Source organism: Streptococcus sp. UMB0029 (assembly GCF_002871495.1).
In the GTDB taxonomy this organism is placed as follows: domain Bacteria; phylum Bacillota; class Bacilli; order Lactobacillales; family Streptococcaceae; genus Streptococcus.
This window is the reverse complement of the sequence record NZ_PNGD01000006.1, coordinates 74,904-89,160: the sequence shown is the minus strand read 5'-3', so window position 1 is coordinate 89,160 and position 14,257 is coordinate 74,904. Positions and strand designations below refer to the sequence as shown.

11 protein-coding genes and 1 pseudogene are annotated in these 14,257 nt (G+C 35.4%); all 12 read left to right on the top strand.

The features are described 5' to 3' along the window. The 12 genes and pseudogenes from CJ239_RS05270 (at nucleotide 1) to CJ239_RS05205 (ending at nucleotide 14,216) form a co-directional block, all read left to right on the top strand. Entirely contained in the window at nucleotides 1–570 is a 570-nt protein-coding gene (locus CJ239_RS05270) for a major tail protein (protein ID WP_045616007.1), read from the top strand. An 11-nt stretch (nucleotides 571–581) separates the two neighbouring features. Next, nucleotides 582–1,001 (top strand): hypothetical protein, encoded by a 420-nt coding sequence (locus tag CJ239_RS05265; RefSeq protein WP_102210776.1) that lies wholly within the window; start codon nucleotides 582–584, stop codon nucleotides 999–1,001. A 182-nt stretch (nucleotides 1,002–1,183) separates the two neighbouring features. Then, the gene (locus CJ239_RS05260) at nucleotides 1,184–4,237 is read left to right on the top strand and encodes a phage tail tape measure protein (RefSeq protein WP_102210775.1); all 3,054 of its coding nucleotides are present in this window, start codon (nucleotides 1,184–1,186) and stop codon (nucleotides 4,235–4,237) included. Then, nucleotides 4,234–4,956, top strand: coding sequence for a phage tail protein (locus CJ239_RS05255; RefSeq protein WP_102210774.1), 723 nt, complete (start codon nucleotides 4,234–4,236; stop codon nucleotides 4,954–4,956). Before CJ239_RS05260 ends, CJ239_RS05255 begins: the two co-directional genes overlap by 4 nt. Next, nucleotides 4,957–9,303 (top strand): phage tail spike protein, encoded by a 4,347-nt coding sequence (locus CJ239_RS12135; protein WP_257994447.1) that lies wholly within the window; start codon nucleotides 4,957–4,959, stop codon nucleotides 9,301–9,303. It begins immediately after the preceding gene. Beyond that, the gene (locus CJ239_RS05240) at nucleotides 9,257–9,463 is read left to right on the top strand and encodes a hypothetical protein (protein WP_102210773.1); all 207 of its coding nucleotides are present in this window, start codon (nucleotides 9,257–9,259) and stop codon (nucleotides 9,461–9,463) included. The genes CJ239_RS12135 and CJ239_RS05240 overlap by 47 nt, the downstream gene beginning before the upstream one ends. Continuing rightward, a complete protein-coding gene (locus CJ239_RS05235; protein ID WP_102210772.1) occupies nucleotides 9,463–9,714 on the top strand; it encodes a hypothetical protein in 252 nt (83 codons plus the stop codon). Before CJ239_RS05240 ends, CJ239_RS05235 begins: the two co-directional genes overlap by 1 nt. A gap of 12 nt (nucleotides 9,715–9,726) precedes the next feature. After that, complete coding sequence (locus tag CJ239_RS05230) at nucleotides 9,727–10,155, top strand: phage holin family protein (RefSeq protein ID WP_045616014.1); 429 nt, start codon at nucleotides 9,727–9,729, stop codon at nucleotides 10,153–10,155. Continuing rightward, entirely contained in the window at nucleotides 10,145–11,089 is a 945-nt protein-coding gene (locus tag CJ239_RS05225) for an N-acetylmuramoyl-L-alanine amidase family protein (RefSeq protein WP_102210771.1), read from the top strand. Before CJ239_RS05230 ends, CJ239_RS05225 begins: the two co-directional genes overlap by 11 nt. A gap of 174 nt (nucleotides 11,090–11,263) precedes the next feature. Then, nucleotides 11,264–11,371 carry a putative holin-like toxin gene (locus CJ239_RS05220; RefSeq protein WP_080980497.1) on the top strand — a complete coding sequence of 36 codons (108 nt, stop codon included), beginning with the start codon at nucleotides 11,264–11,266 and terminating at the stop codon, nucleotides 11,369–11,371. 348 nt (nucleotides 11,372–11,719) lie between these two features. Then, nucleotides 11,720–12,961: pseudogene (locus CJ239_RS11720) on the top strand (recombinase family protein). Continuing rightward, nucleotides 12,924–14,216 carry a recombinase family protein gene (locus CJ239_RS05205; RefSeq protein ID WP_257994459.1) on the top strand — a complete coding sequence of 431 codons (1,293 nt, stop codon included), beginning with the start codon at nucleotides 12,924–12,926 and terminating at the stop codon, nucleotides 14,214–14,216. The pseudogene CJ239_RS11720 and the gene CJ239_RS05205 overlap by 38 nt, the downstream one beginning before the upstream one ends. Nucleotides 14,217–14,257: the final 41 nt, after the last annotated feature.

The window sequence follows — 14,257 nt, the reverse complement described above, 5'->3', positions numbered from 1 at the left end:
ATGACTGAAAAAAATAAAGTTACATTCGGACTACAAGATGTCCATTGGGCAGAAGTTACAACTGAAGCTTCAAATGGCGCATTGACTTATGGAACGGTTGAACGATTACGAGGTGCAGCAGAACTAACCTTGGAACCGACTGGTGACAAAGGTTCATACAAGGCAGATAATATCAACTTTTATACTTCGGAATCAAATGATGGTTATGAGGGAACATTGAAGCTCGCCTTATTAACTCAAGAATTTTTAACTCGTGTCTTAGGAGAAAAATTAGATCCAACAACTAAAACAATTTCTGAAATCGCAAATGCTGAAAAGAAGAATTTTGCTCTGATGTTTCGTTTTGAAGGAGATAAGAAAGAAACGCTTCATGTTTTGTATTACTGTTACGCATCACGTCCATCAATGGGATCAAAAACAAAGTCTGGTTCAGATATTAATGAGGTTGAGCTAAACTTTACGGCAAGTCCCCGTCCACTTGATAAGGTGGTTCGTCGCAAAACGACAGAAGAAACAAGTGATGAGATTCGTCAGAATTGGTTCAAGGAAGTCTTTGAACCTCGTGAATAAAGGAGTTACAGATGAGAGATAGTATTACAATTTCAGGAAAGACCTATGAATTGGCTACTAATGCCTATACACCGATTGCCTATAAAGAACAGTTTGGTAAAGATTATTTTCAAGACTTGTTTTCAATGGTGAGTACGCAGTCAATTCTTGATAAGATTGAGCACCTAAATGAGGAAGAAAAACTCGAAACTGGTGATATTGATCTATCCATCCTGACCAATTTTGATATGACTTTTTTTCACAGAATTTTTTGGGTGTTTGCTAAATCTGCTAATCCCAAAATTAAACCATTCAAAGAATTCTTTATGGAGATGGAGGAGTTTCCAGTTCAAGAAGTAGCAACTATCTTAATGAACATGCTTAACCAAGGAATGAATACAAGAAAAAAGCAGATCAAACAAAAACAGCAAGTGAAGAAATCTTTACGGTAGAAAGCTATCTATTTTGTTGTAAGGAAACTGGCTTATCCATAGACGACTTAAAACATATTTCAATTGGGATGGCTCTTGATTATCAAACTGATTATGTAAACTTGCGGACAAATGAAACAAGCAACACAAGAAAAGCGAATCAAAGTGATTTTGATAATTTTTAATAGAAAGGAGATGTGAACATGGCTGGAAATATAAAAGGTATCACAATAGAAATTGGTGGTGACACACAACCTTTGCAAAATGCCTTAAAAGGGGTAAATAAACAAGCAACTGAATCAACTAAAGAATTGAAACAAATTGATAAGGCGCTTAAGTTTGATACAGGAAATGTCACACTCCTTACTCAAAAACAAGAAGTGCTTGCTAAACAAGTTGAAACCACTAAAGAAAAATTAGCTACCTTAAGGCAGGCACAAGCACAAGTTGAAGCTCAATTTAAGTCAGGTAATATCGGGGCGGAACAATATCGAGCCTTTCAAAGGGAAGTAGAAACTACTCAGACAGTACTGAAAAGTTATGAAAGCAAACTAGAGGGTGTCAATCAAGCCTTATCGGAAAATGGAAATCGAATAGGTACTACTAAAAGTCAATGGGATAGCTTGAAACAAGAACAAGCTCGTCTAGCTTCTGAGAGTGAGAAATTAACGAGTCAATTTAAATTACAAGAAAGTGAACTTTCTTCAAGTGCTAGTGAATCTGAAAAGCTAGCTTTAGCTCAGAAAAAAGTAAATGAAAGTTCCTCTTTACTAGAAAAACAGATTCAGAATTTAGAGAAACAGCTAGAACTAACAAAATCTCAGTATGGCGAAAATTCGATTGAAGCCAATAAACTGGAACAGACTCTAAATGATACCAAAACGGCCTATAATCATCTTCAAAATGAGATGGAAGAGATGGGCACTAGTTCAACAAGTGCGAAGGATAATCTATCAGAAATCAATCATCTCTTAAAGGCAGATATCCTAATGGAATTCAGTGATCGTTTAGCAGAATTATCACAAAAATTGATTGATTTTGGGAAACAGTCGCTTGAAGCTTTTAACGAAGTTGATGAAGGGATGGATATCATTGTCACCAAAACTGGTGTTTCTGGCCAAGCTTTAGAAGAAATGACAACTATCGCAAAGAACCTTGCTACAGAAATTCCGACAGACTTTAATACTGCTGGAAGTGCAGTTGGTGAGTTGAACACACAATTTGGTTTAACCGGTGATAGTTTAAAATCAGCTTCAAGTTATCTCATCCAATTCGCATCCATAAATGGGAGTGATGTCACCTCATCAGCTATTTCAGCTAAGAAAGCTATAGAAGCATATGGCTTACAGGCAACGGATTTGTCTAGTGTTCTTGATTCTGTCACCTTTACCAGTCAAGCTACTGGGGTGGGAGTGCAAGATTTGATGGATAAGGTTGTTTCTGGAGCACCACAAATTAAGGCATTAGGACTTTCATTTGATGAGGGTGTTGCTTTAATGGGGAAATTTGAAAAGGCTGGTGTGGATTCATCAGCCTCTTTATCATCCTTATCAAAAGCATCTGTGAAGTATGCGGCATCAGGAAAGACTTTGCAGCAAGGTTTATCTGAAACCATCGAAAAAATTAAAAATTCAACTAGCGAAACTGAAAAGTTAACTCTCGCTTCAGATATATTTGGAACTAAGGGTGCTCCACGAATGGTGGATGCCATTAATCGTGGTGCTTTATCTTTTGATGACTTAGCTGAAACAGCAAAGAAAGCATCAGGAACAGTCGGCTCAACTTATGAAGCGACACTAGATCCAATTGATAAGTTTACAACTGCTCAAAATGAAGCGAAGTTAGCATTAGCTGAAGTTGGGGATGCTATTGCTGTCACTTTTGCACCGATACTAGAGATTTTAGCTGATTTGTTACGTTCAGTTGCAGAGTGGTTCTCTAATTTATCAACGCCAGTAAAACAATTTATCATTATTGTAGGTAGCCTGATTACTGGATTAGGATTATTACTCCCTATATTTTTAGCACTTCAGGCAGCTGCCTTAGCAATGGGTGCCACAATTGGTGGCTTAATAGCAAGTGTAGCACCTGTTATTGCTATAGTATTAGGAATTGTAGCTGTTCTAGCTTTGTTAATTGTTGGTATAAAAGAACTTTGGGAACATAACGAGGGATTTAGAACAGCAGTAATGGATATTTGGAATGCTATATATTCTTTTATATCTACTATCATTCAAGAAATATCAGACTTTATTTTAAGCATTTGGGGGACTCTAACTTCATGGTGGACTGGCAATCAAGATTTAATTCTTGCAGCTGCAACCACAGTTTGGAATGCAATCTCAACAGTCATAACTACCGTTATGTCAATTCTAGAACCCTATATTCAGGCAGCATGGGAAAATATAAAACTGATTATCAGCACAGCTTGGGAAATCATCAAACAAGTAGTTGAAACGGCAATCAATCTTGTCTTAGGCATTATTAAAGCAATCATGCAGGTTATAACAGGAGATTGGTCTGGTGCATGGGAAACAATAAAGGCAGTTATTTCAACAGTATGGGAATCCATCAAGTCAATTGTAAGCTTAGTTCTAAGTACTATTAGTCAACTTATATCAAACACCTGGAATGGGATTAAGAACACAATTAGTAATCTCTTATCAGAAATTAGTAACGTTGTCAGTACAATTTGGAATAGTATCAGTTCAACTATTTCAGGTATTCTAAATGGAATCTCAAGTACAGTGTCCAATGTTTGGAATGGAGTAAAAAATACGATTTCAAATGCAATTAACACTGCCAAAAATGCAGTTTCAACTGCTATAACTGCTATCAAAAATCTCTTTAATTTCAGATTTCAGTGGCCACACATCCCTTTACCTCATTTTAGTGTGTCAGGATCTGCAAACCCTCTGGATTGGTTAAAGGGACAAATTCCTAGAATCGGAATTGAGTGGTATGCAAAAGGGGGAATTTTAACAAAACCAACTGCCTTCGGAACAATAGGGAATTCCCTAATGGTAGGAGGAGAAGCAGGAAACGAAGCGGTACTCCCTTTAAATGAATCTACTCTTGGGGCAATCGGAAGAGGTATTGCAAGAACGATGGATTTAAGAATGCCAGACATTAACATTTCGATTACTGGAAATATTATCCGAGAACAGGCAGATATTGAAAAAATAGCAAATGAAGTAGCAAGTCGAATTGCAGAAGAATTAGCACGTCAAAAACAATTGAGAGGAGCCACTATATGATTAAAAGAAACGAGTTAGTCATAGATGGAATTGGAACTTCTAGTTTTCCTTTTAAGGTGATTGTCCACGAATCGCCTTCTGTTATCCTAGCGGAGAGTAAGACGAGTTTATTAGAACATAAAGGAATGAGTGGGGCTCTTTCGCAAACAAATCGGCACCGAGATTTGATTGAAAAATCATATACGATTTACATTGTTAAGCCCTCAGAAGAACAACTCCATCAATTTATGGGTCTATTTATCAAGGAGCAGTTTTGGCTTGAGAGTGAACGGATGAAAACCACACGTCTTTGGTGTTACCGAGTAAAATGTACTGAGGTAAAACAAGAGAGAGATGGTGTGTATGCGACGAAAGCTACATTTATTTGTCATCCTACAAAGTTTTTTAAATCAATGGATAGACAAACTTTGACATCAAACGGTGTACTTAGAGTTCAAGGGACGTCTCTAGCGTTCCCCAAAATAACGATAATGGGGAATTCGGCAACTGAGACTCAGTTTACGATTGGAGATCAGGTTATTAAAATTGAAAAACTTACAGAACCTCTTGTGATGGTAAACGAACCAAATAGTCCAAGTTTTCTAACGGTTAGCAAAAAGTACATCAAATGGTCTGGTGATTTTATCACTATTGATCCAAGCGCTAAAAAAGAAGTAGGCGTTGTTCTTGGTAGAGGTATTACTTCTTTAAGCTTTGAAACAAATTGGGGGTGGGCCTAAATGTTATTTTTGTTGAACAAAGATGTTAGAACTGCAAAGTGGAATGGATTACCTCTTCATGAAACTAGCTCTGCTATTGTAAAAGAAACCCTGAACGGTGATTTCACCTTATCTATTCGCTATCCAATTACCGATTCTGGTATCTATAAACAAATAAAAGAGGATATGCTTATCAAGGCTCCTGTGCCTGTCTTAGGATTCCAGTTATTTCGTATTAAAAAGCCAATTGAAAACGATGATAGTTTGGATATAACCGCCTACCATATTTCAGATGATATTATGCAACGGTCTATCGAACCAATTAGTGTTCTTAATCTTACTTGTGGTATGGCCTTATCCCAAATGGTTCAAAATACTAAGACCAATCTTGGTGATTTTTCATTTACGAGTGATGTTACAGATCGCCGTACTTTCAATACAAATGAAGTAAAGACACTCTATGCTGTCTTAATGGATGGTGCCCATTCTATCATAGGAACTTGGGAAGGGGAGTTAATTCGTGACAATTTGGCTCTGACAATCAAGAAGAATAGAGGTGAAAATAGGGGTGTTGTCATAACAACACATAAGAATCTAAAGTCTTACAAGAGAACCAAATCAACTCAATCAATCATTACTCGTATTCATGCAAAATCAACATTTAAACCAGATGGTAAAGATAAAGACCAGACAATTAAAATTACTGTCGATAGTCCTCTAATCACTTTCTATCCATATATCAATGAAAAAGAGTACGAAAATAATACTCTTAAAAGCATTGAGGAGTTAAGGAAGTGGGCTGAGGCTAAGTTTAAGAATGAAGGAATTGATAAGTTATCGGATGCTATTACGATTGAAGCCTATGAACTCGATGGGCAGGTTGTACATTTAGGGGATACCGTAAATATTAAGAGTTTGAAACATGGGATCGATATTCCCAAAAAGGCAGTTGCTTATGAATTTGATGCACTGACACAAGAATATATCTCGATTACTTTTGATGATAAACCAATGGTAGGTGCTTCAACTTCAAATAGTGCAATTTCAACTGTCGCAAATGAAATTTTAGACTCTGGTTTCACATTACAAGAAGTCGCAATTGAAAAAGCTTTGAGAAATGCGAACACAGCATTTGATGCTGAATTCACTAAACAAAAAGAATCAATTCTAGATGATATTGAAAAAGTCAAAGCTAGTGCAGAAGTTTACGCAGATGGTATTCGTCAAGAGATTGAAGGAAAGATTGCTGATGTTGGTTCTAAAGTTCTATCTAATGAATCACTTAATGAAAATAGATACAACGATGTATTGGCTAAAGCAAATAGTAGTAGAGATTTAGCTAATCATGCCTTAGAGGTCAGTAAAGAAGTTAAAGAAACTACTAATACAGTACTAACAGATACCTTAAATTATAAAAAAGAAGCTATTGCTGAAGCAAACCGTTTAGTTGAACTCAGCAAGAATAGCTTATTGAATCAAATTACGACAGTAGAATCTTCAATTGATAAGCTTACGGGTGTTATTACTAACAAAGTTTCAAAGACAGACTTTGATGCTATCAAAAATACCGTAGAGCAACAACGAACGGAAATATCACAAGCCAAGGATAAAATAAATCTAAAAGCTGAAAAGACCTATGTAGAAAATATTAAACAAACAGCTAGTGAAGCACTCCAAAGAATATCAGAGAACGCATTAGCAATATCTAAAACTAAAGCTGATTTACAAGTTGCTGCAGATGCTATAAATACTAAAGTATCACAAACAGATTTTAATCAAACGACAAATCGACTTGCTAGTACTGAAACAACAATTAAAATTCAAGCAGGTGAAATAGCCAAACGATTGACCAGTAGTCAGGTAGAATCCGTGATAAATTTAAAAGGATTTCAAACTAAATCAGATGTTGATAAAAATATTTTAGATAGAGGTTATGTAACGAACTCTAGCGTGCAAAACTTAGTTAGAGAAACATCGAATAGTTTCACCCGGACGATTAGTGAAACTAAAGCTTTAATACCAACTAGTGTTTCTCATCGAAACTTAGCATCTGGTTCCAGTGATAGTTGGACTTCATACAAAGAAATAAACTCGAAACTCAATTGGATTCAAACATTAGGAAAAATTCCTTATGGTGATTCGACTGGCATTTATTCAGGGACAAAAATCAATCTATTTGTTTATATTTCTGTCGATAATGTTGTATTAGATTCAACTGTTACTCCTAGAATTATCTTACAAGGTCCAGGCTATAAAAAATCAGATAATAGTGCTGTATGGAGTGTTCATTCTAATCCCTTTCATACCTCTTGGTCTACTACATTAAAAACTGGTACAAACTACCATCTTATTAAGGTTTCTCGAATCGTAACAGATGAGATGTTCAATAACTTTAAAAACTTTGAATTACAATTTCGTATTGATGGAGCAAGTTCAGGTAAGTTTCATTGGAGAGCTTTAATGATTACTACTGGAGATATCTTTCCAAATTATTGGACTAAACCTATCGAAGATTTAACAACTGTAACGGCTTTTAACGAAGTAAAAGATACTCTAGGTAGTCATACAAGAACTATTAGTGAACAGGGCAAAACAATTAGTCAGGTTGTACAAACATCCGAAGGACTGATTACAAGAGTCAGTGATTTAATTGATAACCAAAACTTAGTATACGATCCAACCAATTTTAGTAAATATAAAGAACGTGAACCGAATTCGAATTTAGTTATGACTGGAACTAATGAATACAAGTTGCTAAGAATTGCACAAAGTGGCAGGACAACAAATGGTTGGCGTGGTTTCCAAATGCCTCTTCATAGTCAAAAATTTGTTGCTGGTGAGAAACTTTCTTATAGGGTCAATTTATGGATAGATGTACTACCTGATGGAAAAGTTGGTTTTGAAATCAAATCAGGTAACTCAATAGGAGGTTTCACCATCAGTCCGACTAGAACGGGCGCAGCTCAAATTTTTACAGGAACTTTTACGATAAATAAAACCGTGACAAAAACAGATGATTTTGGGCTTCATATTTGGCTAGAAAAGAACGGAACTGTGGCAGTTGGCCAAATTTCAATTGTTCGAGGTAGTCAGCCACCTAATAACTTTGTAGATAGTACATCCTTTCAACAAATTGCAACAGAAAGTCTTGTTCAGCAACATCAAGGTTCCTATTCGATTCAAAATTTAACTAATGCTGGATCTTTAATTTCAGGGATTAATTTAGGTGCAAATGGAATCAATCGAATTATTGGCAAGGCAACTCATATCACTGGGGATACTTTAATTGATAGAGCAGTCATTAAATCAGGAATGATTGATAAATTAAAGACATCAAACTTTGAATCTGGGTCTGTAACTACTATGGTATTAGCATCGAATTCAGTAACTGCAGATAAAATTGTCGTGGATCAAGCGTTTTTTAATAAGTTAGTTGCAAATGAAGCATATTTACGACAGCTGTTTGCAAAGAATGCTTTTATCAATAGTGTACAAAGTGTTAGGATTGATGCTAGTCAAATAAAGTCAGGCTTACTAAGTGGTGATAGAATTCAGGGTGGCACAATAACTGGAACCACAATTTCTGGTGGATTATTAATTGGAGAAACAAAAATTAAGTTAGGTGCTTATGGTTCATTTGACGCTATCAACGGTGGATTACAGATTAATGTTCCTCGTCAGTTTAATTCTAAAGATGGTTTAGGTGTACAATTTATAGGTTCTTATGGCCGAGGGGACAATGTTCCTTACGGCTTATTTATTTACAAAGATTCAGATTTTACTACTGGAAACACTGCAAGTGATAGTGATGATTTTCTATTGACGGTCGAAGGATACATTAAGGCAAAAGGAATTGGCTGGTTAAAGTACGGCAAAAGCAGCATTAATGGCTCAACTACAGGAACTATTAGTTATTGGAATTCTAATAATGTATCTCTAGACTTTGGTGGATCAGGAAATGATATTTACTACTCATATAACGGAAATGCTTATAGCTTATGGCAAATTGTTAACCAACATTTTTCTGATAAAAACTTAAAAGAGAATATAGACTTATCTAACTATAAAGCACTTGATTTTATCAAAAGATTTCAATTTAAAGAATATGACTGGAAGAAAATAGGGAATCGTATTCAAAAGGCTCATACCAAAATTGGACTCATCGCTCAAGATGTTCAACAAATTGACTCATCACTAGTGTATGAAAATGGTGGTTTGCTGAACCTCGATAATACAAGATTAACGAATATCGCTTTAAAAGGGATTCAAGAGTTAATAATTGATATTCGAAAATTAAATAAACGATTGGAGATGTTAGAAGATGAACACAGATTTAATCCATCAATTAGCAATGGAGTCGTTGACTAAGAAACTAGCACAAACCGAAGGCCAAGCATCACAAAATGAGGCTCTTTATTTGGTTGTTGCAAGCGAATTGCAGTTAATGAAAGATGTATTAGAATACGACTCAGACTTAAAAGACTTATTTGAGGAAGTAAAAACTAAAAGAGAGAAAGGAGAAAGTTAATGGCATTAGAAATTACTAAAACAACACGTTTGGTTGGAAATTTGAAAATTGGGGATGAAGTAGTTAAGCAGTATACTGTTGATGTTGATGAACATGGTGTTTCTACAGTATCTGAGTTTCTCTATCATTCAGAGCTCTATGCAGAGCATCGTCTCGAAATGAGAAAGCAAGAAAAATTGTTCCGAGATAAACGATATGAATTAGAAGATGCTGTTTTAGCTGAAATTGAGTCAAATAAAAAAGAACAATAGGGAGTATTAAAAATGGATATTGAATTGTTTAATTTTTTAAGAAAGCTCATCGAAACAGAAGATGGGCTTATTTTGTATGCGTTAGCGTTAATTGTCATCATGGAAATTGTAGACTTTGCGTCAGGCACATTTGCTGCAATTGTAAATCCTGATGTTGAGTATAAGAGTAGAATTGGAATCAATGGATTAATTCGAAAAGTCTTAGGGATTTTTATGTTACTGTTATTGATTCCGATGTCTGTTTTGTTGCCTGAAAAAACTGGATTTATGTTTCTGTATTCGATTTATATCGGATACCTAGTTTTTACTTTCCAATCACTAATTGAGAACTATCAAAAAGTAAAAGGGAATATTCTACTTTTTAAACCAATTTTAAAAGCTTTTGAACATCTAACTGAAGGAAAGTCTAACGATGATAAGGAGGATAATCATGGAAGTTGATAAAAGTAGATTACGAACAAATCTTCCTCAAATCGGTGAGCAACCCTATCGACAAGTTCATGCTCACTCTACAGGTAATCCTAACTCAACAGCACAAAATGAAGCGGATTACCATTTGCGTCGTCCAGTTGAGTCAGGATTTTTCTCCCATGTGGTAGGGAATGGTCGTATCATGCAAACTTGGTTAGTAGACCGAGGTGCTTATGATGTTGGTGGTGGATGGAATGTTGAAGGTTACGCTCAAGTTGAACTAATAGAAAGTCATGAATCTAAAGAAGAATTCATGAGAGATTATCGACTTTATGTCAAGCTATTACGTGAGTTAGCTGACGAGGCTGGAATCCCTAAAACTCTAGATTCTAGTAGTCTTGCTGGGATTAAAACTCATCAATTTTGTACTTACAACCAACCAAATAATGGAAGTGATCATGTAGATCCCTATCCATACCTTGCAAAATGGGGCATTAGTAGAGAACAGTTTAAGAAAGATATTGAATCTGGTCTAACTGAAGGAAACTGGAAACGAAACGAAGTTGGTTGGTGGTGGGAAGAAGCAGATGGCTCTTATCCAAAATCTCAATGGAAAAATATCAAAGGAGAATGGTTCTACTTTGATAATAGAGGCTACTGTTTCATCAATAAATGGTTCAATGATGGCAAGGATTGGTTTTATTTAGATAAGCGTGGTGCCATGGTTATTGGTTGGATGCATATCAATCATCGTTGGTACTATTTTAAGTCGGATGGTAGAATGGCTAAAGGTTGGGTAAAATATCGTGAAACTTGGTATTACTTAGATGAAAAAGATGGAGATATGAAATCTAAGCAATTTATTAAATCAGGAAATGGCTGGTATTATCTCAAGGCCGATGGTTCGCTATCAGTAAAACCAGAATTTACGATTGAACCTGATGGTTTGATTACTACTAATTAAGAGTTTGCAAATGCTACTATTAAAATAAATCTTTAAAAAAATAAACCACCGAAGTTGGTGGCTCATGTGGTATAATATCTATTGTAGAAAAGTGAAGACGGTGGCTCCTTATACCGAAAGAGAGGTGATGCCTATGGGTAATTCATCAAAATCTGACGGAAAGGAGGAGCGTGTTTGAGCTCATTTGAAGTCGTTCAAACCATCTTTGGCTTTGGTACTTTTACCATTGCTTTGATTGGTTTGTGCTATAAAATCTTCAAGGACGATGACAAAAAGAAATAACCCGTCCCCACTTTTGACCGAGTTGTTGGACGAGTTATAGTCTGATAATAGAGAGTCACCGTCTTTTTAACGGTTCTACATGGAGCTGAGTTGGCGCTCAGCTCTTTTTCTACGTTTATTATAACATATTGCGATTAAATTTCAAATAAAAAATCTAAGCCTGGTGAAATACATCAGGCTTTTTCTTTTTGATTTTTTTCTTAAAACCGGAAAAAACTATCTTGAAATTACCTATTAAGGTAAGAGGGATATATAGACATTTTATTAAAGAACAGGGTTGCTGATTACTTGACTAATATAGTGTTTAGAGGGATATATAGTGTGTAAAAACTTCTTGTAGGAGGAAAAATGAATATAAGAAAAATTGAAGCAAAGAATAACAAAAGAAAAAAGAGAATTTGTGCATATGTTCGAGTTTCTACAACCAACGGAAGTCAACTTGATTCGCTAGAGAATCAAAAAGTCTATTTTGAAAAGTTGTATGCTGAACGTGATGATGTTGAGTTTTTGGGTGTTTTTTGTGACAAAGGGATTTCGGGTTCAAAGTATGATAGACCTGATTTTCAAACTATGTTAGGTGCTTGTAGAAAAGGACAAATTGATGTTATCCATACTAAGTCAATATCAAGGTTTGCAAGAGATCTCATCAATGTTCTTGAAATAAGTCGAGAATTAAAAACTCTTGGTATTGATATCTTTTTTGAAGAGCAGAATATCCACACTTTATCAAATGAAGGTGAGGTTGTCTTGACTGTGTTAACAAGTTTGGCTGAGGAAGAGTTACAAAGCATGAGCGGAAACCAACGATGGAGTTTTCGTAGAAAGTTCCAGAAAGGAGAATTACTCATTAATGCTAAACGGTTTTTAGGGTATGATTTAAACGAAAAAGGTGAACTTGTTATAAACAAAGCAGAAGCGTAAATAGTAAGAACCATCTTTTATAGTTATTTGGAAGGAATGGGTACACATAGGATTGCTAAAAAACTTAATGAGGGCAAGGTTTCAACTGTAACAGGAAAGAAATGGTATGACAGTACAATTCGTAATATCTTAAAAAACGAAAAATACAAAGGCTCTTTACTACTTCAAAAATACTTTCATGACGGTGTAAACGGTCCAAAGAAATTAAATCAAGGGCAGGTTGAACAATACTATATTGAAGATAATCATGAAGGAATTGTATCTAAGGAAATATGGGAAAAGGTTCAGGTAAAAATGAAAAGCCGTTCTCGGATCCAAGGTACAAATAAAACCTATAAATTTTCTAGAATGTTAAAATGCCAATATTGTGGTTCAACATTAAAAAGACAGGTATCTTATAAGAAAAAGATTGTTTGGTGTTGTTCCAAATATATCAAAGAAGGAAAAAATTCCTGTAAAGGTATGAGAGTCCCTGAAAGGGATATTGAAGATTGGAAACTAAGTTCACCAGTAATTGTGTTAGAAAGGATTGAAGATGGAGAAAAATATTACAGTTATACCGGCCAAAAAGGTACATCAAACAGTCATATCTCAAATTCAGAAAAAAATCAGAGTAGCCGCTTATTGTCGAGTGTCTACAGACCAAGACGAGCAGCTATCAAGTTATGAGAATCAGGTCAATTATTACCGTGAATACATCTTAAAACATGAAGATTATGAGTTAGTAGACATCTATGCAGATGAAGGCATTTCAGCAACTAATACAAAAAAACGTGATGCTTTTAACCGACTAATACAAGATTGTAGAGATGGTAAGGTGGATAGAATTTTAGTTAAATCTATTAGTAGATTTGCCAGAAATACATTGGACTGCATCAAATATGTAAGAGAACTGAAAGAACTAGGCATCGGAGTAACGTTTGAAAAAGAGAATATTGATAGCCTAGATTCAAAAGGTGAAGTACTACTTACCATTTTATCCTCACTCGCACAGGATGAATCGAGATCTATTTCAGAAAATTCAACTTGGGGAATTCGTAAGAAATTTGAGCGTGGTGTAGTTCAGCTAAACACTACAAACTTTATGGGATATGACAAAGATGAAAAAGGAAATCTCATTATAAACCATGAACAAGCTAATGTCGTAAGGTATATATTTGATAGATTTCTAGAAGGATACAGTCCAGAATTTATTTCCAAAGAGTTAAGAGAACAGGAAATACCAGGTTGCACAGGTAAAGCAAAGTGGTGCCCAAGTGCTATATGGAAAATGCTTCAAAATGAAAAATACAAGGGTGATGCTTTGCTTCAGAAAACCTATACCGTTGATTTCCTGACGAAGAAAAGAATTGATAATGATGGACAAGTTAATCAATACTATATCGAGAACAATCATGAACCAATCTTAGATAGAGAGAAGTGGGAGATTGTTCAGTTAGAAATAGCAAGAAGAAAGAAATTTAGAGAACAACATAAGCTCCAATTTTATATCATGCAGAAAGAAAACAATCCCTTTACAACAAAAGTATTTTGCGCCGAATGTGGTTCAGCATTTGGTAGGAAGAATTGGACTACAAGTCGTGGTAAACGGAAGGTATGGCAGTGTAATAATCGATATAGGATTAAAGGCAAGATTGGATGTTTAAACAATCATATCGATGAAGAAATGCTTGAGAAAGCCGTAGTAATGGCTGTAGAACAACTAAGTAAGAATGTTGACTTGTTGCACGGAAAGTGGAACAAAGTTTTAGAAGAAAATCGTCCGCTAGAAAAGCACTATAGTTTGAAGTTGGCAGAAATGATAAACAAGCCCTTGTGGGAATTTGATTCTCATGAGATGTGTCAAGTATTGGATAATATTATAATTGCAGAGGATGGGCAGATAACTGTCAGATTCTTAGAGGGAACTGAGGTAGATTTATAGAGTAGACAAAAGGTTATGATGATAGTGGGCAACTATTGTGG